The sequence below is a fragment of the Pandoraea terrigena genome, assembly GCF_902459705.1.
Classification (GTDB): Bacteria; Pseudomonadota; Gammaproteobacteria; order Burkholderiales; family Burkholderiaceae; genus Pandoraea; species Pandoraea terrigena.
This window is the reverse complement of the sequence record NZ_CABPRU010000005.1, coordinates 19825-42851: the sequence shown is the minus strand read 5'-3', so window position 1 is coordinate 42851 and position 23027 is coordinate 19825. Positions and strand designations below refer to the sequence as shown.

The following is a 23027-nucleotide window of genomic DNA, read 5'->3' as shown; positions in this document are numbered from 1 at the left end:
GTTTTTTACCGCCGAACGGCTTTCCGGTCGCGAGCGCAAGAACGTACAAGCGTACGGCCCGGCGTAACGGCTATGCTCACGCCGTCCCCCTTTCGTCTCCCCTTACCTTCAGGAAAGTGCCTCCATGCTGGCTCCGACTCGTGCGGCAAGTTTTGCCGCAGGTGCCCGTGACACCCTGCCGATGATCATCGGCGCGGCCCCATTCGGCCTGATCTTTGGTGCGTTGGTGGCAACCACGCCGCTGGCAACGTGGCATGGCCAGCTCATGTCGCTCACCGTCTTCGCCGGCTCCAGTCAGTTCATCGCCGCCGGCCTGTTCGCCACCGGCGTGGGCTATCTCGTGCTGTGGGCAACGACGCTGATCGTCAATCTGCGTCATATGCTGTACGCCGCCAACTTGCTACCGCATGTGGGACATCTGAACGTGCGGTGGCGTGCCTTGCTGGGGTTCCTGCTGACGGACGAGACGTTCGCGGTGACCAGCAGCCATTTTCATCGTCACCCCGGCGACCCGATGGGCCACTGGTATTTCCTGGGCTCGGGCCTGTCGATGTACATGAACTGGCAAGTGTGGACGCTTGCCGGCCTGCTGTTCGGCGCCGCGTTCCCGCGTTTGCAGACGCTGGGCCTCGACTTCGCGATGGTCGCCACGTTCATCGCGATCATCGTGCCGCAGATGGCGCGCCTGCCGTGGGCCGTCGCGACGATCGTCGCCGGCACGGCGGCCTATCTGTGTCGCGGCCTGCCGTACAAGCTCGGCTTGCTCGTGGCCGTGGCGCTCGGCATCGCGGCGGGCATGGCGTCGCTGCATGCGAAGCGTCGAGGAGATGCGAAATGAATTACGTATTGGCGATTTTCGGCATGGCGGCGGTGACGTTCGCCGTCAAGGCGGGCATCTTCGTGCTTGGCGACCGCGTGCGCTTTCCCGAGTGGCTGCGCGAGGCGCTGTCGTTCGTCCCGGTGACGGTGCTTACGGCCATCATCGTGCCGATGACGCTGGCACCCCACGGCGACGGTCTCGAGCTGACGTGGCGTAATCCGCAATTGATCGCGGCCCTCGTGGCCATCGCGGTGTGCGCCGCGACGCGTCACCAGTTGCTCACCATCGGCGCCGGGCTGGCCGTCTTCTTCACATGGCAGTTGGGGGTATTGGGCTGACGAACGCCGCTCTCGTCACTCGCCTCGGCCATCAAAAAAAGCGCCTCACATGAGGCGCTTTCTCGTATCACGACGTGCCGTCTGTCAGGCGGTGGCTGCACCCAGCGTGCCCGCCAGGTAATCGGCGACGAACGCATCGAAATCGCCGGCCTGCGTGCGTTCGAGTTCGGCTTGGGCGTCGAGCGACTTGCGTGCCAGCGCCTCGAAGTGCTCGACCACGCTGGCATCGAGCGGCATCTCGCGCAGCGTCTGCGCATGACGCTGGCTCTGCGCCAGCGCAAATGCCTGGAACGCGCCGCCCTTCGTGCCGCGCAACGGCTCGAGTGCGGCCATCACACGAGCGGACGGCGTCAGCGACACATCCCGCACCTTGGCGCGTTGCAACGACATCGTATGCGCGTAATGTGCTCCACCACGCTGTGCGTCGAATGCCGCCGCCGCACGATCGATGCGATCGAGCAACACCTCCGCCCAATCAGCCAGCGTGATCGCTTCACCACCGCGATGCAGCACCCGGCCCGGCTTGCGGCCTTCCTTGACGACGTGGGCGAAGTTGTCGCGATTCTCGCGGTTCTCCGCCGCCGAACACGACGGGCTGTCTTCGAGCGCGCAAAACAGCAGGAAGGCGTCGATGAAGCGCGCCGTGTCGACGTCGATACCCACCGGCTGGAAGGGATCGATGTCGATGCAACGCACTTCCACATACTGCACCCCGCGACGCGCGAGCGCCTGCACCGGGCGCTCGCCGCTATACGCCACCCGCTTGGGGCGAATCGTCGCGTAGAACTCGTTCTCGATCTGCAGCAGGTTGGTCGAAAGCTGAATCCATTCGCCATCGCGCTGCGTGCCGAGCGCCTCGTAGGCCGGATGCGGCTGGCTCACGGCTTGCGTGAGCGCGTCGATATAGCTGGGCAGGCAGTCGTAGCATGGCGAGACTTCGGACTGCGCGCTGTTCTGGTAGCCCAGGTCGCTCATGCGCAAGCTGGTCGCGTACGGCAGGCCGAGCGTGCCGTCATCGAATGCATCGAGGCCGTGCTCGCGTCCGCGCAGGAACTCGGCGTGCAGCACCGGCGACGCGCCGAACAGATACATCAGCAGCCAGCTATAGCGGCGGAAATTGCGAATGAGGGCGACGTAACGCGTCGACTGGTAATCGCGTGCGGATTGCGTCGCCCCCTCGTGCTCGCGCAGCAATGCCCACAACGGTTCGGCCAACGAAAAATTGTAGTGAATGCCTGCGATGCACTGCATCGGCTTGCCATAGCGCAGCGCAAGGCCGCGGCGATAGACATGCTTGAGCTTGCCGATGTGCGACGTACCGTACTCGGCAATCGGAATCACCGCTTCGGGCGGCAGAGCGGGCGGCATCGAGTCGCTCCACAGCAACTCGGCGCCTAGCTTGCGGTAGGCGAACTGATGGATTTCGTCCAGACGCGCGATGACGTCGGCCGCATCGCGCTGCGGCGGCGTGATGAACTCGAGCAGCGATTCCGAGTAATCGGTCGTGATCTCTTCGTTGGTCAGTGCCGAGCCGAGCGCGTGCGGATGCGGCGTCAGGGCGAGCGCGCCGCTGCCTTCGACGCGCAGGGTTTCCCGTTCGATGCCCGACAAGCCTTCGCCGAGCAGCGCCCGGTGTTTGGGTTGCATGATGAGCGCCAGGCGCCGGTCAAGCGCCTCGTGAGCGACATGCGATGCGGGGCGTGCGGTATGTTCGTGTTGACGATTCTGGTTTTCCAACTTCCATCCCTCTGGACAGGCGCAATGCTTTGGCATGGCTTTCGTCGCCGGGGCCCATATCATGACGACGGCCATGATCCGTGTGGGCGCGGCGGCGTACGGGGGTCTACGGGGTGCCGACGACGGCGGCACGACCGCCGGAGCCGAGACTCCGGGGGACGCGCTCGATGCGCGGCACGGCGCGAATTTGGCCTGAGCATAACTGAAAACGCCAAAGCGCGTCGGACGCCACATCGTCCCGACATCGCAGCCTCAGCGCCTGCCTGAGCCCGCCTGTGCGAATGCCGCATTGGCGCGCGCGCACCGCACGCCGATACTGGCGCCATGATGAATACTCAATACCTGACCGACCTTCTCCCCTTGCTCTGCCTGGGACTCGTGACCTTTATGCTTGCGGGGTTCGTCAAAGGCGTGGTCGGGCTGGGCCTGCCGACGGTGGCCGTAGGGCTGCTGGGATTGGCGATGCCGACGGCGCAGGCCGCCGCCCTGCTCATCGTGCCGTCGCTCGTGACCAATGTCTGGCAATTGCTGGCGGGCCCGCGCTTTGCTGCGTTGGCGAGACGTCTGTGGCCGATGCTCGCGGGCATCTGCGTCGGCACGTGGGCGGGCGGCGGCTGGCTGGCCAACGGCGGCCATCTCGCCGGCATGGCGCTGGGCATCGCCCTTCTCGCCTATGCGGCCCTGGGACTCGCGGCGGTGCGCCTGCATGTGCCGAAGCACTGGTCTGCTGCGCACGTGAGCGCGCTTGGCGGCGGCATTGGCGTGGCGACCGGGCTGGTCACGGCGGCGACCGGGGTGTTCGTCATTCCTGCCGTGCCGTTTCTCCAGGCGCTCGATCTCGAGCGCGACGACCTTGTACAGGCGCTCGGTCTGTCGTTCACTGTGTCGACCGTGGCCCTCGCGGCCGGGCTGGCGCGCGACGGCATCTTCCACGGCCATGCGATGGGCGTCTCGCTACTGGCATTGGCGCCCGCACTGGGCGGGATGTACTTCGGGCAGTGGGTGCGCGGCCGCGTCAGTGCAACGGCCTTCCGCCGCTGCTTCTTCGTGGGGCTCGCCATGCTCGGCGCCGAACTGGTCATTCAGCACCTGCGTTGAGTGCGGCAGCGGGCGCGACCCACCCCGCGTCACGCTGGGCGGCGCCCCGGTGCGTCACTTGAGATCGGCGAAGTCAACGTCCCAGAACTCCATTTCGCGACGGCTCTCCAGGCCGCGCTCCACTTCCATGCGCCGCAGTTCGACGCGGCGAATCTTGCCGGAGATCGTCTTCGGCAGATCGCAGAATTCGATGCGCCGGATACGTTTATAGGGCGCGAGGTGATCGCGGCAGAAGCGCAGGATGTCGAGGGCGAGTTTGTCGTCGGCGTGAAAACCGGCGCGCAAGGTGATGAAGGCCTTTGGCACGGCGAGCCGCAGTGGATCGGGACTTGGCACCACGCCGGCCTCGGCCACGGCCGGATGCTTGATGAGTTCGCTTTCCAGCTCGAACGGGCTGATGCGGTAGTCCGACGCCTTGAAGACATCGTCCGCGCGACCGATGTACGTGAAGTAGCCGTGCTCGTCACGCATCGCCACGTCACCCGTGTGGTAGTAACCCTCGCGCATGACGTCAGCGGTCTTTTCGCTGTCGTCCTCGTAGCCCTGCATCAAACCGGTCGGGCGCGACGACAACACGAGCGCGACTTCCCCTTCGTCGGCTTCGACGCCGTCGTGATCGAGCAGCACGACACGATAACCCGGCATCGGACGCCCCATCGAGCCGGCCTTGACGGGCTGCCCCGGCGAGTTGCCGATCTGGCAGCAGGTTTCGGTCTGGCCGTAGCCGTCGCGAATCGTGATGCGCCAGGCACGTCTGACCTGGTCGATCACTTCGGGATTGAGCGGTTCGCCCGCCCCGATGAGCTCACGGAACTTCACCGCGTGGCGCGTGAGATCTTCCTGGATCATCATGCGCCAGACGGTCGGCGGTGCGCACAGCGTCGTGACACCGCAACGCGTGGCCGTCGCCAGGGCGGCAAGCGCGTCGAAGCGCGAGAAGTTGTAGATGAAGATGGTAGCTCCCGCGTTCCACGGCGCGAAGAAGCAGCTCCACGCGTGTTTCGCCCATCCTGGCGAACTGATGTTCCAGTGGATGTCGCCGGGTTGCAAGCCGAGCCAGTACATCGTGGCGAGATGGCCGACCGGGTAGCTCTGGTGCGTGTGCAGCACGAGCTTCGGGCGCGACGTGGTGCCGGACGTGAAGTAGAGCAGCAGCGGATCGGTGGCGAGCGTGACGCCGTCGGGGGTGAACTCGTCCGGCGCGGCGTAAGCGGGCGCGAGGGGTGTCCATCCATCGGGCGGGTTGTCACCGACGACGATGCGCTGATAGTCGCCGGGCAACGAAGCGAATTTGACGGCATCGCGTGCGGTGGTGACCACATGGCGCACGCGACCGCGTTCGAGCCGGTCGGCGAGGTCGCCAGCGGCGAGCAGGGTCGTCGCGGGAATCATGACGGCGCCGAGCTTCATGCAGGCGAGCATGAGATCCCAGAGTTCGACCTGGTTGGGCAGCATAAGCAGGACGCGGTCACCGCGCGACACGCCCTGCTCGCGCAGGAAATTGGCGACGCGATTGGAGCGCAGGGACAACTCGGCGAATGACAGACGCGCCTCACGTCCGTCTTCTTCGACGACCCAGAGGGCCGAGCGATCGTTGCCTTGGGCTTGCGGATCGAAGAAATCCAGCGCCCAGTTGAAACGCGAGAGAACGGGCCACCGGAAATCACGGTACGCCACGTCGTAGTGGGCGCGTTGGGCGAGCAGAAGGTCGCGCGCGGCCTCGAATCCCTGGATTTGCGACATCGCTTGTCTCCGAGCCCCAAAGGGCAGGATTAGGCAGAATTCCATTATCGTGAGGCCCTCCGAATGCAACATTCGGGATAACCATCATGGGGTTTTGCCAGCGGTAGACGTCGCGCCGTGCGCTGCGGCGGTAAATAAAAATATGCGTACGAAGCGCGCGCCCTCTTTCTTTCCCGTGGAAAGCTCTGCTATACTCGCCTTCTTTCGAGCAATGCATCTAGACGACGCATTTCTCTCGGGGCGTAGCGCAGCCTGGTAGCGTACCTGCATGGGGTGCAGGTGGTCGGAGGTTCAAATCCTCTCGCCCCGACCAAGAAATAGAAGGCCCGACGGGTTATACCTGCCGGGCCTTTTGTCTAACTTGATTCCAAGTGTCTAACTTGGGGCGCCAATCAGTTCTTCTCGATCACAGTCAACGCGTCGTAACTGCGCTCGCAGGCAAGCCCTGCGATGTGGGCGGCGTCAGCGAATTTAGCGAGTTCTCCCGCAGCTTGGTCAGTCCGACTGAGCAGCCCTGTGAGCAGATCAAGGGCGTCTGTTCCGCCGACGGTTGGCGCGCTTCTACCGGCAGCGGTGGCGGCGCGTAGTTCGGCGGCAAGAGAGGTGACGCGCTGTTGCAAGCGAATAGAGGTAGCGTCAGAAGCACGAGCAGCCGCTTGGGCTTGATCCAGTTCGGTGCGTCCATTGGCGGCGATCCCATTGAGAGTCAGATTGGTTTTGCGGTATAGCTCAAGCGCTCCCCCGAGCGATTCCTTTTCGGACTTCAGTTGCGCGACTGTGGCCGATTGGTCGGCATCGTGATGCCCCTTCCAGTAGCCACCACCGGCAGCAAGCACTACGGCCAAGAGAAACGCGCCCCATAGGCGCGGATCGAGCAGCGTCATACCGCACTCCTTGCTTTGCCGTGGTTCACACCCCACTCTGCCGGTCTGGGTTTGCCGGGGCGCCATACGCGCTGATATAGCGCCCAAGAGCCCACCACGTCGTCCACATCTGGCAATGGTTGCGGATCGGTATAAAGCAACAGGCGAGCGCAGCCGGCGGCCAGGATGTCGTCTGTCTCGAGCGCGCTGTAGATAGCCGCTGGATCATGTGCGACCTTGCGCGCGGCGCACAGGTTGCTCAGATAGCCGCTCGTTCCTTTGAACAGATACAGCCCCCAGATGCCTCCGCGCGACGCCTGCGTGCCCTGCTCACACTGCCATAGGCCGCGCGCCGGGCCCGTAGGCATCTGCCGCCGGTAGGTCAGGCTCGACTCCTGAAGTGCAATAGACAAGAGTTCTACCTTGGCCCTATCGCTGGTCATAACTTGCGGCAGCAGCGCCAACGCCGGGTTGACTGCGCCGGCCAGAGCATCAGCGGGCGTCATGGCCTAGCCCCTGAAAAAACTTGCGTCGAATTTGGAGTTGCCAGAACCCCCACAGTGCGGCGATGGCCACAGATACATTGAGCGTTACCTCGGGGGCGCTATGGCACGCGACAGGCGATCCCATATTGCCGATTGCCGCGAGGCATACAAACATGAGCACGATGGCGCCAGCGCCACCAGTCGGAACACGGTGTGTTAAGACAGTCCACAATGAAATGGCGCAGATTACTGCGTTGGCCATGAAATTGACGGTGGCAAGCATGGCTTAGCTCCCCAAAAACTTCTGGCGAGCCGCATCAATCCACCCAGGGATTTTCTGAATCACAGCGCTCACGCCAGACAATCCGAAGACTGCCGCTGCCGCGATTGCCGCCATGTGTGTAACACTCCCCGGCGGAATCGAGTAATACTCAGCGGCGGCACCTCCCGCAAGGCAGCCAATACCTAGGCTCGCCGCAAAGGAGAGCCCGCGCTGCCACCAATTCCCCGGAATGAACTTGAGTGAGACGGCGGCTCCGAACGCTGCGGCCCCCCCAATCTTCACCAACAACGTCGTCTGATCGTCCATCGTTATTCCTTGCTGTATCCCGATTTCATTGCAATCGTAGACACCTCAAAACGCGCGCGCGGAGACACGATGCGGACACAAAAAAGCCACCCGAAGGTGGCTTGGACGTTTCGTCGAATTCACGCACAGATGACTGTGGCGATTATTACCCTCTCAACTCTTCTGGCCGAATGGGCCGAACTTGGACAATGGAGGGTATGTAGGAATTCGATGTAAGATTCACAGTTTTAGCGGCTTCGGAAATAGTGAATTCATGAAAAAAAACCGAGATGGATCGCCTACGGGGAAAGAGCTAACCACATCATCGACTCACATCGATGCGTTCGACGGCTTGCGGGGATTGGCAATTCTCGTGGTTTTCACGTTCCACTTTACCGGCATTTACGCGAGCACGAACTACTTCCTGTCACCGAATGGTGTGGCACACAACATCGTGTCACTCTTTCGCGCCGGGCACGTTGGCGTCGATCTCTTTTTCATCCTAAGCGGATATCTGATTTTTCGTTCGATATCCGGAAAGCAACAACGCACAACATTCATAAAACGTCGGATATTACGCCTGCTGCCGGCGCACTTGGCGGCGTGCCTGTATATCGCCTACGTTACGCATTCATGGGACTTGCTTACATTAATATCGAACATAACGTTTGTCGCCCCCCTAATCCAGAGTATCCACACACTCAATGACGTAACTTGGTCACTTGCGTGGGAGTGGATTTTCTACGTGCTTATTTTTCTCGGCGCCCAAGTGTTTAACACAAAGGGCATCCAACTTCTTATAGTGACCACGCTGCTTGCAGTAGCAACCAGTCTGGTGTCCCACCATATCTCGGGCATAAATCCGATTGACCTCGGAAGATTCGCAGCGTTCCTGATTGGCGTCGGCCTAGCGATTCGTCCGGAATTTTCCCGTCCGACGCATAGCATCGGAAAGTCAAATGCTATCGCTGTAGCTGCCTTCCTAGCTTTACTAACGATGATGTCGCTTTGGTTGCATGCATGGCAGAGAATATCCACTCTCGCGCTGGACGGGGGCTATTACATTGCAGTGTCGCTACTTTTTTCCGTTCTGATTCGGGAGTCGTTTGTCTCGGGTAGCATGACGAGAAAAATTCTTTGTTTGGGCCCAATTCGTGCGTTGGGTAAGATCAGCTATTCGCTATACCTCGTTCACTCAGTCGTGATCGGCACCCTTTTCAATGAGCTTCCGCCTGCAACATCGTTTAGCGACATTCTTATGCGTTATATTCAGATACTTGTAGCAGCAGTCGCTATCGCGAGCGTGTCTTATTTCATCCTAGAGCGCCCTTATTTCTCCCGCCGCACCAGAAAGCCATCCGAACTCACAGTCGAGTTGGGAAAGTAGGCTTAGCGCGTCATTCCCAGATAATCCTCTCGACGGCATCGATCGTCTTGGCGGCAGCGATGGATGCCTTCAGCGTTGCCCTCTTAGCGAACGCCGCGCTTCCTTGCGCGAGCATGACCGAATAAAGCCCCTTCAGATCATCGAGCGTGAACGCGACCAACGTGTTATCAGCGGACTTCCAGATGAAGTCTGGCGGTACCGCGCCGGCTAGGCCGTATCCTGTCACAGCTTTGAGCAGCACGCTTTGGCTGTCCAACCCAGTCGCTCCACCACAGTCGGCCTGATACGTTTTGGTCACGCCAGCGCCCGTCGTGTAGGTGACGTCCAACTGTGTCGCGGTCAAGTAGGTCGAGTCGATCAATGCGTTTTGCGACTTCTGCGCTTCGCTCAGTGTTGGTGCCGGAGGCCAAGGACTTGGCAGCGCGACATAATAGGCTTCGTCCGAATTACAGTCGGATGCAGCGTCGACGGCACGGAACCCATTCGATTGGTTAATTGCGTAGCCCATTGTTGTCCTTTATGAAAAGAACGATGCTAGATATCCAGCCTTCGTCCCGTAGCCGAATGCCTGTTTCAAGTCCATTGCATTCGCCACGCCCATCCCCTGATCGCCAGCAGAGTATGTGAAATACATGTTGTCGCCCAATTCGCAAAAATCGATGTCGGACGTGTTCGTCATTTCATCGGGGAGCGTGGGCGTCAATGCATATTGGGTGGATTCTGTCCAAGCCCCGTTAGGCCCATTTGAACGGGCTACACGGGTCTTATAGACACCTGACTCAACTACGAGGTAATGCATGTAGTAGTAGCCGTTCGAGTAATCGATGCGCGGGCATGCGACGTATCGATCTGCCCCGAATACATTGCCGATAGGTGCCCATTCGACGAGATCGGTCGAGACAAGCCAACGGATATTGAAGTCGGCATATCCGTAATATGGCTCCGAAGTCTCATAGGCCATGATGTAGCGATTGTTATCGGGGTCGAAGCATACAGAGGTGTTGAAAATCTTCTGGCGAGGATCGCCAGCACACCATGCCTGATCCGGCGTGCTCCATGTCACAAGGTCATCCGTGTACATATGCCAGACACTATTCCCTGCTGCGCCGACGTTCTTTGTGCCCCAATAGTGTAGGCGCGTACCAACGACCAACGCGCATCCCAGCGTCAAATCGTTGGAAGACATTGACGCGAAAATTTCGCCGGTGAAGTAATCCGCAGCGATGAGCGTAGACGACAGGCGTGGTACGCGCGAGATGTACAGAACCAAGAGTCGGTTGTTGAAGAACACTACCGAACTTTCGACGGCGAACGGCTTGAAGATGGCAGCAGTTTTAGTGAGCATCATGGGCCTTAAAGATTATCGACCCATCCGGCACAGCACAGCAGGCCATAGGTTGTATCGTTGTTCGCGTAGTATATGTTCATGCTCTCAAGCGTCATCAGTGCTCGCACCACAATCGGGGCCGGTCCATATCCCGAAACGCAGATGACCATTGGCGGCGTACCAAGTGTCGACGTCGCACTGCCATAAGAGCCGTTGGGTGCGCAGATAGAGTGCCCGCTCGTCGACCCCGCTTTCATTACGAGGTCGATTTCGCTCGCTGTAGGTGGTACAAAGGAACCTACTGCAAGTGGGGTGTAGGTAGGCGCATCCGGGTTGCCCGTGACCAATGACGCCATTGCAGGCAGATAGGGTACATTCGAACCTGCGGTAGTGTTGGCGATATATTGCGCTTTGCGGCCATACTGCAACGTCTGTAACAGGTACTTGTTACCCGTACTATCTGTGCGCACGGCGCCGACGCGTGCGCGATAACCGCCTGTGAATCCAGCGGGCGCCGTTGGTGCAGTAGCGCTGGGATCGACCGTACCGCAGACCGTCGTGCCGTTATACCAGACCCAAACGTAATACCACGTACTAGCGGCAAGCGCGCCTGCGCTCAAGCTATTGGGCTGCCCGACCGTGCCCGACGAGTTTATTGTCACGTTGACGCTGCGCACCGTCGTGAAGGCGTTTGCGGATGTTTCCAGCATCAGTTCATCGACGGTGACGACTGCCGAGGCATTATTAACGCCTTGGGCAATGATTTTGAGGTTCTTGAAACCTCCCTGCACGCCCACAAGCTGCGACAATTGCGCCGCATGCTGCGGCTGTGTAGCGGTGCCGACTTGCAGTGCAGGCGGCAACGAGATATTCACGCCATCGCCGTACACGTTGGCCGCGCCGCCCTGTTGAACGATTACTCCGCTTCCACCTGCCGTTTTGGCCGTGACCGAGAAGTTGCCGGTGGTGTTGTTGATGACCTGCCATTGATTCTTCGTCGCGGGGAAAACCAACTGAACATTCCCCGTCAATGTTCCCGCCAAGGTAATGATCGGTAGCCCATACTGGGCCGGGGTTAGCGTCACAATGCCAGTCGCCAGCCCACCGACCTGTGCAATACCGTAAGATTCCAGCGGAGCCCACCCTGTCGCCCCAGAACTATCGGGGTTCGACGTGTTGTTATCGGAGAGACACAGCCAGAAGCCCATCCCATCAGCGCGAGCAAGAACAGCACCCTGCGGATATCCATTTACGTTGGCGTCCGCCGCGAATGCCGCGTCAAATGCGACCTGCCCTCCGGCATTCATCCACCGCGTCCAAGCCGAGATCATGAACAAGATCCCGTTCGCATCGGTACCAAAGGGGGGAACACCGCCAGCGGGAATGGGCATTCGCGTGAGCGGGGGAAACCCATCATTAAGGGAGGCGCGGCCATCGACGATCCCGATCTGACTTGCCTCCGGGATGACTTGCTTTGCTCCGTTGGCGGCAAACGCCAGCGGAAGTTTGCTTACCGGAATGTCGGTTGCTTTCATGTCTTACGCCTCGTAGAACGTCCCTTGATCGAACGGCGCCGCGCTTTCGATTCCAGCTTCCGCAAAGCCGAAGACGTTGGGGATAGGCACCTGGATATAGCTGAAATCGACCCCTGTCGGACGCGGCAGAATCCCTGATTGCGTAAGGATAGCCACCTCAAAAGGCTGCAAATAGAACTCGAATGTGAAACGCATCGTCATGTTTCTGCCGTCGATGACGTAGCAGCGGCCGCGTCCCTTGAAGAGACTTTGCAGAAGTGCGTTGATGCTTGGAATCGAGCAATCGGTGATGTTCACGATCGCCTTGACCATGATCAGCGTGCGGAACGCATCATCCGACAGATAGAAATTCTGTGTCTGGACGGTTCCATTAAAAAACGTGCCCTGATCGAATGGTTGAGCGCTCGCCGTTCCTGCCTCATCGAACCCGAAGTAGATCTCACCGTCGGGGATTTTCAGCAGCCGGCCATTTTCAAGTCCGACGATTTTTCCCCAGTTATCGAGCCCCTTGCCGACCGCCGTAGACACGTCCCACATCATCGAATAGAACTTGTCCAGATCCGCCGCAGGATCGATGTAACCGTTCATGCTCTGAATCAACTGATTGAGCGTGGGGGCGTTTGAGTACTGCGAAAGAATCGTGCTCTGTACGTCTTTCATGGCGTGATGATGTTGACGGCAATGTTCGCGTCGGAAATTGTCGGGATCTGGTTGATGTCCACCGTGACACGGTTTCCACTGACCGGATTGGCCGAGGTGGCAGCGTAGATGGAGTCGAGTTCGAGATTGCTATCGATTGCTTCGACAGGGCCGTAATACCTGCTGGCCAGCACATCTCTTCCGATTCTGGCTCGTTGACCACCATCGGAACCGGCGAATGCATTCTTGATGGCCGTCTTGACTTGGGTAACGACGTCAGATGGAAGTGCCCCGTTGTCGATGAGGTTCACAGAGAAGAAGATCGGGAGGCTTGCCGCGATTTGATAGCTGACCGTGTACTGCGGGAATGGTGCGATATAGCCATCGGTGTCGTACACGACCACGGTCGTCGCGCCGTTGTAATCGCAGCCTGGCGCCTTCTTCGACCAAATCGCGTCGCCAATGTCCTGCGCCGCGCCGCCGGCCACGCACACATAAAGCGAATGCGGGATGAGCGTTACCCCGCCAACTGTGACACTAGTCCCTTTCCCATTGTCGGTGACGTAGGCATCAAGCACGTTCAATACGCTCAATACCGCGCCGCGCACCGACGGAACCATGCCCGCGGAATTCTTCGCGACGGATTGGCGACGGCGATATTCGAAGTCAGCACGCGATTCGACATTTGACCCGATCGCACCATCTAACGCGTTGTTGATGGTGTCCCATCCGGGGATCTGCTTATAGATGCGATTGAGCGATCCCGAAGGACAGGCTATCGGCCCGGTTGTCTGGCATTGGAATGTGAGATCGATCGATCCAGAGGCCGGAATCTCGCCGGCTTGAGTACAGAGATAGACGTTGTTGTCGGTTGCGATGGCCCGCGCATTGACAGGAATCTGTGTCCCGGCAAGTCCGATGCATGTCGCAACCACAGTCGTTGGTTCGGCCGGGTTTCGATCGATGAAGTAAATCCGGCCGATGGCATCCTGCATTCGCCCGTCAGCAAGGTCAGGATCCATGCCATTGACCATCGCCATAATGTCATCGTTCTTGCTTCCGACAATTGCAGTGGTGGACTGCGCAATCTGGCCTTGTGGCGCGCTGAGATTCGAACTCATGTTGCCGCCAAACGCCGCGTTCATGTCTTGCTGAACGCCCGAGAGAATGTCGCTCTCAGCCGGAAGCACCGGGCCAGTCGGCTGCCAATCTATCCCCGGTACGCTTGAGGTGCCCGCCATGATTTTCCCTTAAAACGTGACTTTGAATGTCTGGTTCGCCGTCGTCGAGCAGAGCACGTACCCTGACAATTGGCGGTTGCTGAACGCGTCGAACACGCATTGAGCAGTCAGAATGCCGACGACTCGCAGGGCTGCCGTCTCCATTTGTGATCGAACCAGCGATATCGGGGGAAGCTTGCCGAGAATGTCCTCTTTGTAGCGAATGCCGACCGACGTGTCGTAGTAACACTCGGCAAAGAATGTTTTCAGCTCACAGGCCACGTCCTGTGCGAGCGAATATGGATCCGATGCCATGGCCCAGTTGCCGTTTGCATCCAGACAGACGTCCCATATTTCTTGGTCGAGAAGCATCGTGTTCATCAGTTCACGCTCCCAGAGTTCCCCGAGCCCGGTTGCACGTTGTTGTGCGTGTGGGTATCCCCGATGTTTTTGCCGTTGTTCTTGATCGTTCCGGTGATGTTGAAATTCCCCGTAAGCGTAGCCTCCGAAGAACCTCCGGTCTCTCCTGCCATTGTCAGATTGCCATTGAGGGCAATCGTCGGCGCCGTGATGCTTGCCTGCGTGGATGCTTCGATGGCGACATTTGGTGCCTTCACGTTCAATTGGTTCGTACCGACGAGTTCGACAATGCCATCTGCGAAGCGCACGTATTGCGATGGCGTGCCGTTGAGAATGCCCCCGGTATAAATACCGTCTGCCTTCGAGAGTTTCCGCTTCGATCCAGGGTTTGCACGCGTTTTCGTACTCTTCAGAATCGAGATGTCCCGATCGGCGAATGAGCACATCCCAATATCTCCCACCTGCGGATCGATGATTACAGCGTTGTCGCCGCCCTGAACGCGGATATACGGGATGTTGTAAATCGTCCCATGCTCGATCGCGTTACCCTGGCCATCCGTTTGATTGATGAGCGGCTTTACATCGACGAAGCCCACCGGCGAGACGCCGCCTGCGTTTGTCACTGCCATCACCTCTACCGGCGCACAAAATGACATGCGCGCCATCAGCGACATGACGACGAAGCGAATTTCGTTGTACCCGGGCGTTTGATCCTCTGCGCGGCCAATGCCGCGATATCCGATGTCTTCACTCGGCATAGTTCGGCACCCCCATCACATTCGAAAACCAAGGGCCGCCGGGCGTCTCAGATGCCAGTGAATGGCCCAACTGAAGAATCCGCCAATCACCGCAAGCCACAGGAATCTGGCTTTGCACCGTCATGACGCCGCCGATTTGCAAGTTCGGATTGAATGCAGATGTGACATATAGACCATTCGATGCAAACTTCGGATATCCGACCATGCCCGTGGCAGCCGAAATGATCGGGGGTGATGGCTCTGCGCGATTACCTTCAGCCGGCCAGATAGCCAAGGTGCCTCGGTCGATCACATAGTTGATACCTGCCGCCTCTGCGCAGTCCTTGACCTGATTCATGACCGAACCTTGCAGATAAGGATGGGAGAGCAACACCGATACGCCGTTATTCTCGAACGCCAGCCCCATGGTCTTGGCGAAACCTTGCATCAGATCCGCCACGTCGGCAGCCCCTTGGATGCTTGTCGGTTGCGCCGGTGCCAGCGAGTAATCGAGGCCGCCCAAGCCGATGATGTTCAACGGAGTAAAGGGCTGCTGATCGAATTCCCCCCATGCTTGCCAGACGGATCCTTGATACACGGTGCGTACACCAGTTTCATCGTCTCCGGCCTCGACGAGCACCGAATTTTTGAAGAGGATGGCCGAATTGATGGGGCCGATCGCCGTGAGCTGGTTCACGATGGAGAGCGGCACGCCGTAGACGCGCAACTGCGCCTGTGGCTGCGACTCCCCACCGTATGCCTGAATCTCGGCCGAAACGCGCAGCCCGGATAGCTTGACCTGATTGCTGGCCGTCTCCCCGAACTGCCCTTCGGCGAGCGTGATGGTCACATCAATCTTTTTCTTTGTCAGGCTCATTGCAGATCCGTCGATTCGATGTAATTCAGGAACCACCGCGAGCCCAGACCTGCGTAACTTGGATCATCGGTTCCCTGCGTATCGAAAAATGCCAGATCACCAATAAATCCCAAATAGGGCTGTCGCACGAGCAATGTTCGATCACGCGCCTGCACGCCTGTCACGATCGCAACATTGTTCACCCACAGCGTGAGGAACACGCCAGTACGTTTCTGGTCGACCTTGATTCGGCAATTCTGGCCACCCAACACGATCGTGATCAATTGGGAGGCCAATGCCTGAAGCGGAACAGTTCTCATAGCAGCCCCTTCACACTGGGCAGGCCATTGGAGCCAAGAACCGTAGAGACCGGCCCGAATAAGGCGGATTTCGCCGCAGAGATGGCCTGTGACTGCACTTGCCCCAAGCTGAACGTATCTTCTGAAGCGGGCTGTGCCGTCGATGTGAACTTGGCCGCCGGCGCCTGCCGAACCTCCTGAATGGCCACGTCCGCAATGACCAACGCAACGCCTTGTCGGCTGTCTCTGCCGTAGCGATATGCCAGCACGTTCGCATTCACATACGGACGCTCAGGCGTGAGCACTGTCACAAGTTCAGTCGATTTGCGCAGGTATTCCAGTTGCAACAGAAATTGCGCGCGCTCGTAGCTGGTACCGCCCTTGACCATACGCAGGTGCGTCGCATAGGGCGTGTCGACTTTGTTGTAAGTCTCGAAGGAGCCCTGCTCGATCGGATAGTCGGGCAAACGGGACTCGTTCGAATAGTCGAACGCGAGAATCGAATCCGGCTCGAGACGAAAGGTGCCGTCGGACGAGAACACCCCATAAACGAGTGACGAAGCCCCCGGCCCAAGGAACGCAGACAGCACCGAAGAGAGTGCCGAAAGACCGAGCCCGGAAACGATGTTCAGCGGCCCGTCGTTGATCGCGGACACCAGGCTGACGGCTGCACCGCGCGCCAAAGGAGGAACGCCAGGTAGTGCCGGGACGCTTGGAAATTTCGGGACGGAGATGAAATCGAGCGCCATTAGGGGGTCACTCCTGTGTTCGCCTGCGGCATCGTGAACGCATACTTCCGCACTTCGCCGCCGAAGGCACCGGCAATGCCAGCCGCATCCGTCGCCTGCGTGTGGATGTTGATCGGCCCGTGGAAATGTGTGGAATTGGTCTGCGTGCTGGTCTGGGTGCTGTTGTTGACCGTGCCAGCGGCGGCTTGCGAGGCATTAGCCCCTATTGAACCGGCATCTGCCCGTGCACTGCTTTCATAAAGTTGCCGCGCATAGGCAATGCGCTTTTCGTCATGTGCCTCATCTTCTGCGGGGCGCTCATAACGTTTCCTGTGGGCTACGGCCGCCTCATCAACGGTTTTGGTTGCCTTAATTGCATCAGCAGCCGCCTTTTCGCTATTTCGCAGCTCCCACACCATGAATCTGACTTGCTCCTCAAAGGTAGAATCCTGAATCTGCTTCTTGAACAATTTCGCGAAATCACCTTGCCGAGATTTGGTCCATTGACCGATCCCATAAGCGCTCGAATTTGGATTCTTGGCATTTGGGTCTAATTGACCATTTTCCTGTAGCAGCGACCCGACACTTCCGGCAGCCTGTGCACGCGTAAATCCCTCATTTTGCAGAACCTGCATGAGGTACTTGCCGCGATCGGAGGCCGTCGCACCGATGGGCTCTCGGCGATTTGCGATGTACTCATCCTCTCCTTCGTTGAGATCGGGCGAGTAAAGCATCAGTGCCGCGCCGAGCCCAGCACCCTTTACCCCAATCTTCGAGAGAAGATTCCACAGGAGCCCACCACCAGCCGATGCGGTTTTCGCAAGACCGATACCTTCGGCGATAGCTTTGAACCCTGCGGCCAACTTCATGAGGTCACTGGCCATTGATAGCACTTTCAGCGCAGCCAGGCCGATGAGAACGTTCTTCCAGCCGCCGACGGACTCCGACGCTTTATCTGCCCAGCGAACGAGGTCTTCAATTGCCGTGACAGCAGCTTTTGCCCACTCAACGATGTCTTCTTTGTGGTCTGCCGCGTACTCGGCGGCTTTCATCAGTTTGTCGGCCAGTTGCTCAAGAACCGGCATCAGATCGAGAAGCACAACGGTGCCGGTGTACTTGAAGCGATCTGTGAGGTCGAACCATTTATTGCGGAGTTCTTGCGCCTTCTGCGCCATGGCGTCCGTGACCGCAGCATTTTTCTTCTGAGCGTCGACCAACGAAAGAATTGCTGCGGGGCCTTGCCGAATGAAATTGAACTCGCTTTCGGAGACCCCCATCTGCTGGGCCACCAGACGCGCACGGCCCGGATCCGTGCGGTACATGTTCTGTACGATGCGCGCGCGCGCCAACAGATAGGTATTGCCGTCCTTCAGATCGTTGACACTTCCACCCCATCGGAAGAACTGCTGCACCCCCTCCGTGACCTGGCCGATCTTGAACTTTGCGACCTCCTGCTGCGAGGCAGACAGAGCGGCCGTGATTCCTTCAGCCGAAGAACCTGCGCGCCGTGCGGCGTTCTGCCAGGCGGCCAAATCGGTAGTCGACATCTGCAAATTCTTGGACATGAATCCGAGATTCGCAGCGCTGCCAATCGTCTCTTCGATGAAATTTTTGATCCCCATGCCGCCGGTGAAAATGGCGGCCAACGCCAGTACTTCGTTGCGAAGTTTGGTGAAGGATTCTTTGGCGCGCTTGTTGGCCTCTTCCTGTTCCTTGGCCGCTTTCTTCGCTGCCGTCTCGGATGCCTTGAGCGCTTTGATCTGCTCCTTTGTCATCTCGGACGTGACCTTCGCGGCTTCCTGTTTCCCCTTCTTGAAGCCGGACAGATCAAGCCCGAGAGTGACAACCAGAGCGTCAACGATTGTTGTGGCCATTCGATGCTTCCCTTCGCGCCTGGATAATGCGATCGTTATGGCCGTTGACTACGATGATTTCTACCAGATCGTATAGGTCTTGTGTGCCCAAGACCGTAGCCAATTCGCCGAATGTTGCATACCTTGAGCGCGTAACCAGATCGATCGCGTCAGAGACATTGGGACACGCAAGAGTCTCTACAAGATCGCCACCCCCAATCACCCTTGGGAGGCTGAGCGGGCGGCGGCTGTAAAAAAATCGAGGTGCAGCTTCATAACCGCCGCGCGTAATTTCAGGCGCGTCGTCACTTCCTCGACATCATCTTCGCTAGGCTGAAACGACATCTCGGGATGACGAGGATCGCGAATGATGCGAACGCATTCCCACATCTCTTCAAGCAAGGGCTCGGCAACGTGAAACGGGAGTTTGCCTAATGCCTGAAGACCGATGGCGAACAGCCCAGACATGCCCGCCTTGCCGATGTCGTCAGGCACCTCAACGCCCGCGCCCATCAATGCGAAGATCGCGCGCAAGGCCCATCGCTCCGCGCTCACGGCGTCCATCTCGACCAGCTTGAATGACTTGCCCTTGTCCCGACCATCTTCCTCGATCGTGATCACAACTTCTTTGCGTGCCATGCTCGGCTCCCTTTAAACCGGCGCGACGATGACATCGCCCCAAGTGATCTGGTATGCGAACGGTTGCAACACCTTTTGCGCTCCGGCCAGCGATTTGATGCGCGAAAGCACGCCATTGCTCAACGTGTAGAGCCGACCGATCGACGGAACGAGAATCGAGCCTGATGCCCAATACGATTCCTGTTGCGAGTTCTCTGCCTGCCACCATTGCTCGAACAACAGGAGCGACGGCGAGTCAGCCTGCAACTCGATTGTCTGGACATGCAGTTGAGGCAGCCAGCCAGCGGAAATGATGCCGTCCACGCCCTTCTGCACTTCCTTCGTAGTGACGTCATCACCGGTGAAAGCGGTGTCGGTGGCGTAGCCCTTCAGCGTCTGAGGAACCGGCAGGAAGTTTTTGACTGATAGAGCAAACTTCGCGTTTGCCGAGGTAATCGAAGGCATGGTTCCCCCTTATTGGACAAGGATGCTGTTCATGGTGATCTGCTGCACGCTGCCGCCGTCCATGTACCAGAATTTCATCGGCGGCGTACCGCGTGCTGTGCGCACCTGTGCGGATGCCGGCAGGATTTGCAGATACCAGCCCTGCGTGCTGAGCGTCTTGTCGATGGCCATGCCTGCCGCGTTGTTCACGAGCGCGGCCTGCTGCGCCGACAGCGGCACGTCATTGCGGATCGCGCCGAAGTTTAGGGCGGCGGTGATCGGATCCATGCACGATTGGCGGATCAGGTTGTAGCCGTCGGCGTTGTACGGGATCGACTTAACTTGGTCGAGGAGCGTCATCAGCGCCAATTGGAACTGATTGTTCAACCAAATCTGGTTGATGTACGCGTCAAGCCAGTCATACTGGCCGGCAACCGATCCGGGCATCAGCCAAATGAACCCATCGTTTCGGGTCGCGTATTGACCGATGAAGTTGTAGCCATTGGCCTTCAGGTTGTTGGCGATGTCCACATCAGTCACATCGGCCGTCAAGCCCGCTTGCGACTTGAAGGCGTAAGTAATGCGGCCATTCGTGGCATTGAAGCCAATCGAAGCCGTTGTCCCCATGATGAAAGCGGCGCGGCGCACGCCCACAGATGGCGGCACCCAGATTGGGCACACGCCATCATCATTGGCGGCATCAACCTGATACCCGAACGAAGCGGTCGCAGCGCTGGAAGTCGTCGGGCTCGCGTCGGTATCCCACGCGATATAGGCGAATTGCTTGTTCTGTGAAACCGTCCACGCAGCAAATGCCAGCTTCGTCGCCGTGTCGGGCTCCCACATCGTCGTGAACGTTACCCAGTTCATGGAGAGCTTGATGAGGCGCTGCATTGCCGTAGCAGGCGTATCAGCATCTGCGCCAGCGCTCAGAATCGCGCCGTTCGTTTGCCCAAGAAGCAGGCCGGCTGCGAGTGTGCCGCTGGCATAGCTCATGCTCGACGTGCTGGCGCCGGTGGTCGGCGACGAAAATACGAAACACGATTGAATCGAATCGAAGGCCACAGCCGGGATCTTGGCGCCGGTAAATGCTGCGGCAATGATCGTGGCCGCGTTCGAGAAACTCGTAGCCGTCGCGAGGTTGATGCTGCCCGACGTAACCGCAGTTCCGTCGATCGTGATCGTCAGTGTGCCGGACAGCGCCTGCAACTGCGAGAGCGTCATCGCCGCGAGCGAAGCCCCACGCAGTTGTGCCGCAAGCGCTACATCGGCATAGCGGAAGAGGCCCATTTGTCCGGGCAGTGCGTCTGAATTCGTGAACCCGGCGAAATAGACGGTCGCTGCGTCGTTATATTCGGGCGACGTCAGACCGCAGGCCGCACCAACCGACGTCGGGCCTGCGTACCAGTTGAGAACACCGAACGGAATCTCGGAACTTTTCGTGAGGAATACCCCGTTCATGACCAGCGCGGAACCGCCCCCGCTCACCACTTGGGGAATGATGTTGACTACTTGGCTTGCCGGGATCGACATAGTTTAGGCTCCGGGAGGGTAAGCCGCGTCGACGTTGATGAATTCCTCGATGGCGAGTTCTTCGGCAAAGTCTTGCGGAACAGTTGTTACAGGGTTTATCTGTAGAAGCGCCTCGACCATGAAGCGCTGCTCATATTGCGATTCGCCGTTGACGATCGGCATGTTCTTCGCATCGTCGGCATGCAGCGGTTGAATTTCGGGATTGATGGCGGCGAAGGCATCACATCCGTACGGGTCGCGCCAGAGCGTCGACACCATATCGGCGTACTCCTCGGCAGCGGGCCCGTAGAAGTCGATCTGCACACGCGCCTCGACACCTTTGCGCGCTTGCATCTTTCCGTCCTGCGGCGCGGGCGCTGGCTGCGTATTGCCGACGTACTCGTTCCAGTTCGTAGAGAGGCGCGCTGTTCCAATCATCCAGAACTGGACGAAGTTCGGGCCGGTTGGCGCCGGAACGCGGTTGTCGAAGCCCCGCACCACCTCGACGCCGGAAGGCAGGACGCCAAGCAAAAACGACCGCACTGCGGTCATGACGTCGGATTGCGTGAGCGAGATGGTCGCGCTCATGTTGGCTTGTCCATTTGTAGCTGGATGGCGAGCGAGCACCAGTCCGGCCACGTCTCATACACCTGCACTACGAGCCAACGCGTATCAGCCAAGTCCGCGCGCATGCCGCCGCCCGGTTTGAAGTCGAACATGTCGCCACCACCGGCGCCCGGGCGAAACACGCTTCGAAAGTCGCCATTCAGATATGCGCGGCGCAGCACACCAGAGATATTCTGCTCAGCTAGGTGCTGCAATGCGCCAGCGTCGAGCGCTTGGACCTGCACCGATACCGGCACTGCAACGTAAGTCGGCGTGCGCGTGCCATCGCCCGCAGTGACGTATCCAGTCGATTGCTGAATCGTCGCGGCGACGAATGGATTGACGGCGCCGATCCCGCCGGAGACGGTGCCATGAAGGTTCATGCTTTTGCCCCCTTCTCATCGGTATCGACAACCTCGTAGGCAATCGAATTCATCATGTGCTTGGTGTCACGCAACGTCTGGCCGTGCCCCTTGCGTTTGATGGTGCTTTCAGCGTTCGCCGGCCCAACACCCGAGGCTATTACGCCCTTCATGGTCGCCACAGCGAGTTCACCAACGTTACGCAGGGCACTGTCCATGTCGTCGCCGGCCTTCAGGCGGACGGCCAGTGCCTTGGTCCACATGTCGGATTTCGTGTCGGCGGTGATGCGCATGAAAGGGCGCGGCGGGCTCGATTCGGAACCGTACTCGTCGAGGAACGCAACAGTAGCCGTCGACTCACCACCGGGGTAAGTCGATCCTTCGAGGATGCCGACGGCAAGCCCCTTCTTGTGCTTGGCTAGGATCTGGGCGAGCGCTTCATCCAGCTTGGCGCCGCCTACGACTTTCAGTGTCGACATACGGGCACATAGGGAAACATGCGGAAGCTGCGCCACTGGAGAATCATTTGCCAGTACATCTTTCCGTACTGGCTCTGATTCCAGTATTCGGCGTTTTGGCTCTGCGAGGCTGCAAATCCTGCCGTGACGGTGCCTTCGGTGGCGTTGGTCATCTGGCCAGTGATGGCAGCACCGCTCCCGTCGCCGGCCATCGCTCGGCTCATCAGGAAAGCGATGTGCGCGGTGATGAGATAGAGCATGGTCTTGCGAATACCAACGTCGCAAACTGGCGATGACTCGGTGTTGTTCAGGAAGAGTTCGGCCATGCCGAAATAGGACGTGGCGAGTGCCTCCGGTACCGATTGGAAAACCGGATACATCGCCGTCCATTCCGCATAGTCGAACACCACAACACCGTTTGTCATCGCCGGGTT

General features: G+C 59.0%; 28 protein-coding genes and 1 tRNA gene. 5 read left to right on the top strand and 24 right to left on the bottom strand.

Going from position 1 to position 23027, the window contains the following annotated elements; genetic code table 11:
- Positions 1–124: 124 nt before the first annotated feature.
- Positions 125–838 (top strand): AzlC family ABC transporter permease, encoded by a 714-nt coding sequence (locus PTE31013_RS12415; RefSeq protein WP_150613116.1) that lies wholly within the window; start codon positions 125–127, stop codon positions 836–838.
- Positions 835–1158: an AzlD domain-containing protein gene (locus tag PTE31013_RS12410; RefSeq protein ID WP_150613115.1), complete on the top strand. Its 324-nt coding sequence runs from the start codon at positions 835–837 to the stop codon at positions 1156–1158. The genes PTE31013_RS12415 and PTE31013_RS12410 overlap by 4 nt, the downstream gene beginning before the upstream one ends.
- A gap of 84 nt (positions 1159–1242) precedes the next feature.
- On the opposite strand, the gene gshA is transcribed toward PTE31013_RS12410, so the two are convergent.
- Complete coding sequence (gshA, locus tag PTE31013_RS12405) at positions 1243–2931, bottom strand: glutamate--cysteine ligase (protein ID WP_281351810.1); 1689 nt, start codon at positions 2929–2931, stop codon at positions 1243–1245.
- 288 nt (positions 2932–3219) lie between these two features.
- Between gshA and PTE31013_RS12400 the strand changes: the two genes are divergently transcribed.
- Entirely contained in the window at positions 3220–3993 is a 774-nt protein-coding gene (locus PTE31013_RS12400; protein WP_150613114.1) for a sulfite exporter TauE/SafE family protein, read from the top strand.
- A gap of 54 nt (positions 3994–4047) precedes the next feature.
- Here PTE31013_RS12400 and PTE31013_RS12395 read toward each other — a convergent pair whose 3' ends face one another.
- Positions 4048–5736, bottom strand: coding sequence for an AMP-binding protein (locus PTE31013_RS12395; protein ID WP_150613113.1), 1689 nt, complete (start codon positions 5734–5736; stop codon positions 4048–4050).
- 236 nt (positions 5737–5972) lie between these two features.
- Between PTE31013_RS12395 and PTE31013_RS12390 the strand changes: the two genes are divergently transcribed.
- Positions 5973–6049: transfer RNA gene (locus tag PTE31013_RS12390), tRNA-Pro, on the top strand.
- 79 nt (positions 6050–6128) lie between these two features.
- On the opposite strand, the gene PTE31013_RS12385 is transcribed toward PTE31013_RS12390, so the two are convergent.
- Genes PTE31013_RS12385 through PTE31013_RS12370 form a run of 4 tightly spaced genes read right to left on the bottom strand, consistent with a single transcriptional unit; the run spans position 6129 to position 7673 of the window.
- Positions 6129–6620 carry a DUF2514 family protein gene (locus tag PTE31013_RS12385; RefSeq protein ID WP_174978540.1) on the bottom strand — a complete coding sequence of 164 codons (492 nt, stop codon included), beginning with the start codon at positions 6618–6620 and terminating at the stop codon, positions 6129–6131.
- A complete protein-coding gene (locus PTE31013_RS12380; RefSeq protein ID WP_150613111.1) occupies positions 6617–7105 on the bottom strand; it encodes a hypothetical protein in 489 nt (162 codons plus the stop codon). Before PTE31013_RS12380 ends, PTE31013_RS12385 begins: the two co-directional genes overlap by 4 nt.
- Complete coding sequence (locus tag PTE31013_RS12375; protein WP_150613110.1) at positions 7092–7367, bottom strand: hypothetical protein; 276 nt, start codon at positions 7365–7367, stop codon at positions 7092–7094. The genes PTE31013_RS12380 and PTE31013_RS12375 overlap by 14 nt, the downstream gene beginning before the upstream one ends.
- 3 nt (positions 7368–7370) lie before the next feature.
- Entirely contained in the window at positions 7371–7673 is a 303-nt protein-coding gene (locus PTE31013_RS12370) for a hypothetical protein (protein ID WP_150613109.1), read from the bottom strand.
- A 253-nt stretch (positions 7674–7926) separates the two neighbouring features.
- On the opposite strand from PTE31013_RS12370, the gene PTE31013_RS12365 reads away from it, so the two are divergent.
- Positions 7927–9039, top strand: a complete 1113-nt coding sequence (locus tag PTE31013_RS12365) for an acyltransferase family protein (protein ID WP_150613108.1) — start codon at positions 7927–7929, stop codon at positions 9037–9039.
- 10 nt (positions 9040–9049) lie between these two features.
- On the opposite strand, the gene PTE31013_RS12360 is transcribed toward PTE31013_RS12365, so the two are convergent.
- The 18 genes from PTE31013_RS12360 to PTE31013_RS12270 all read right to left on the bottom strand — a co-directional run bounded on the left by PTE31013_RS12360 (position 9050) and on the right by PTE31013_RS12270 (position 23018).
- Positions 9050–9547, bottom strand: a complete 498-nt coding sequence (locus PTE31013_RS12360) for a DUF4376 domain-containing protein (RefSeq protein WP_150613107.1) — start codon at positions 9545–9547, stop codon at positions 9050–9052.
- Positions 9548–9556: 9 nt separating this feature from the next.
- Complete coding sequence (locus tag PTE31013_RS12355; RefSeq protein WP_150613106.1) at positions 9557–10387, bottom strand: glycoside hydrolase family protein; 831 nt, start codon at positions 10385–10387, stop codon at positions 9557–9559.
- Positions 10388–10392: 5 nt separating this feature from the next.
- Positions 10393–11901, bottom strand: coding sequence for a hypothetical protein (locus PTE31013_RS12350; RefSeq protein ID WP_150613105.1), 1509 nt, complete (start codon positions 11899–11901; stop codon positions 10393–10395).
- 3 nt (positions 11902–11904) lie between these two features.
- The gene (locus tag PTE31013_RS12345) at positions 11905–12561 is read right to left on the bottom strand and encodes a DUF2612 domain-containing protein (protein ID WP_150613104.1); all 657 of its coding nucleotides are present in this window, start codon (positions 12559–12561) and stop codon (positions 11905–11907) included.
- Complete coding sequence (locus PTE31013_RS12340) at positions 12558–13781, bottom strand: baseplate J/gp47 family protein (protein WP_150613103.1); 1224 nt, start codon at positions 13779–13781, stop codon at positions 12558–12560. Before PTE31013_RS12340 ends, PTE31013_RS12345 begins: the two co-directional genes overlap by 4 nt.
- Before the next feature lie 9 nt (positions 13782–13790).
- Positions 13791–14141: a hypothetical protein gene (locus PTE31013_RS12335; protein WP_150613102.1), complete on the bottom strand. Its 351-nt coding sequence runs from the start codon at positions 14139–14141 to the stop codon at positions 13791–13793.
- Positions 14141–14878 carry an oxidoreductase gene (locus tag PTE31013_RS12330; RefSeq protein ID WP_150613101.1) on the bottom strand — a complete coding sequence of 246 codons (738 nt, stop codon included), beginning with the start codon at positions 14876–14878 and terminating at the stop codon, positions 14141–14143. The genes PTE31013_RS12335 and PTE31013_RS12330 overlap by 1 nt, the downstream gene beginning before the upstream one ends.
- Positions 14868–15734 (bottom strand): baseplate hub protein, encoded by an 867-nt coding sequence (locus PTE31013_RS12325; RefSeq protein WP_150613100.1) that lies wholly within the window; start codon positions 15732–15734, stop codon positions 14868–14870. The genes PTE31013_RS12330 and PTE31013_RS12325 overlap by 11 nt, the downstream gene beginning before the upstream one ends.
- Positions 15731–15997, bottom strand: coding sequence for a phage baseplate plug family protein (locus PTE31013_RS12320; protein ID WP_246174368.1), 267 nt, complete (start codon positions 15995–15997; stop codon positions 15731–15733). The genes PTE31013_RS12325 and PTE31013_RS12320 overlap by 4 nt, the downstream gene beginning before the upstream one ends.
- A gap of 32 nt (positions 15998–16029) precedes the next feature.
- Positions 16030–16761: a phage baseplate protein gene (locus PTE31013_RS12315; protein WP_150613098.1), complete on the bottom strand. Its 732-nt coding sequence runs from the start codon at positions 16759–16761 to the stop codon at positions 16030–16032.
- Entirely contained in the window at positions 16761–18614 is a 1854-nt protein-coding gene (locus tag PTE31013_RS12310; protein ID WP_150613097.1) for a phage tail tip lysozyme, read from the bottom strand. Before PTE31013_RS12310 ends, PTE31013_RS12315 begins: the two co-directional genes overlap by 1 nt.
- Positions 18615–18812: 198 nt before the next feature.
- The gene (locus PTE31013_RS12300; protein WP_150613096.1) at positions 18813–19232 is read right to left on the bottom strand and encodes a hypothetical protein; all 420 of its coding nucleotides are present in this window, start codon (positions 19230–19232) and stop codon (positions 18813–18815) included.
- Between the two features lie 12 nt (positions 19233–19244).
- Positions 19245–19676: a phage tail fiber protein gene (locus tag PTE31013_RS12295; protein ID WP_150613095.1), complete on the bottom strand. Its 432-nt coding sequence runs from the start codon at positions 19674–19676 to the stop codon at positions 19245–19247.
- A gap of 9 nt (positions 19677–19685) precedes the next feature.
- Positions 19686–21188, bottom strand: a complete 1503-nt coding sequence (locus PTE31013_RS12290) for a DUF3383 domain-containing protein (protein ID WP_150613094.1) — start codon at positions 21186–21188, stop codon at positions 19686–19688.
- Positions 21189–21191: 3 nt separating this feature from the next.
- Positions 21192–21755 carry a phage neck terminator protein gene (locus PTE31013_RS12285; RefSeq protein ID WP_150613093.1) on the bottom strand — a complete coding sequence of 188 codons (564 nt, stop codon included), beginning with the start codon at positions 21753–21755 and terminating at the stop codon, positions 21192–21194.
- Positions 21752–22156 (bottom strand): hypothetical protein, encoded by a 405-nt coding sequence (locus tag PTE31013_RS12280; RefSeq protein ID WP_150613092.1) that lies wholly within the window; start codon positions 22154–22156, stop codon positions 21752–21754. The genes PTE31013_RS12285 and PTE31013_RS12280 overlap by 4 nt, the downstream gene beginning before the upstream one ends.
- Positions 22153–22614: a hypothetical protein gene (locus PTE31013_RS12275; protein ID WP_150613091.1), complete on the bottom strand. Its 462-nt coding sequence runs from the start codon at positions 22612–22614 to the stop codon at positions 22153–22155. Before PTE31013_RS12275 ends, PTE31013_RS12280 begins: the two co-directional genes overlap by 4 nt.
- A complete protein-coding gene (locus PTE31013_RS12270; protein ID WP_150613090.1) occupies positions 22602–23018 on the bottom strand; it encodes a DUF4054 domain-containing protein in 417 nt (138 codons plus the stop codon). The genes PTE31013_RS12275 and PTE31013_RS12270 overlap by 13 nt, the downstream gene beginning before the upstream one ends.
- Positions 23019–23027: the final 9 nt, after the last annotated feature.